At 54.3% G+C, this 512-nt stretch carries 1 protein-coding gene; it reads left to right on the top strand.

Features of this window, described 5'->3' with window-relative positions; genetic code table 11:
* On the top strand, positions 1-512 hold a 512-nt coding region (locus GWA01_RS12930; RefSeq protein WP_146798751.1), incomplete at both ends, for an aldehyde dehydrogenase family protein.

Here is a 512-nt window from a genome sequence, read left to right as displayed (position 1 = left end):
CTCGCGGCAATCATCACATCTGAAATGGGAAAGCCTCTCAAGGAGGCGCGGGTAGAGGTTGATTTTGCGATCGGGCTTCTGCGGTTTGCTGCGGAGAATACGCTGCGTCTTCAAGGGGAGATCATCCCTGGCAGCACCTCAGAAGAAAAAATCCTTATTGATCGTGTTCCTCATGGTGTTGTGGGAGCGATTGCTGCTTGGAATTTCCCGCTTGCGCTTTGTGCCCGGAAAATTGGTCCGGCTATTGCGGCGGGCAATACCATTGTGGTCAAGCCGCATGAGTTGACGCCTCTTGCTGCGATTCATCTCGCAAAGCTGGTGGAAGAAGCAAAAATTCCACGTGGCGTTGTGAATGTCGTGACGGGCGATGGAAAAGACGTTGGCGTACCGATTGTAGCGCACAAGGATATTCGCCTGATTACGATGACCGGCTCTACGCCCGCAGGTAAAAAGATCATGGCGGCAGCAGCGGAAACGCTGAAGGAAGTCCGGCTGGAACTGGGCGGCAAGGC

This window comes from Gluconobacter wancherniae NBRC 103581 (genome assembly GCF_007988885.1).
In the GTDB taxonomy this organism is placed as follows: Bacteria; Pseudomonadota; Alphaproteobacteria; order Acetobacterales; family Acetobacteraceae; genus Gluconobacter; species Gluconobacter wancherniae.
The sequence above is the reverse complement of the archived record's forward strand: the minus strand, read 5'-3'. Positions and strand labels throughout refer to the sequence as shown.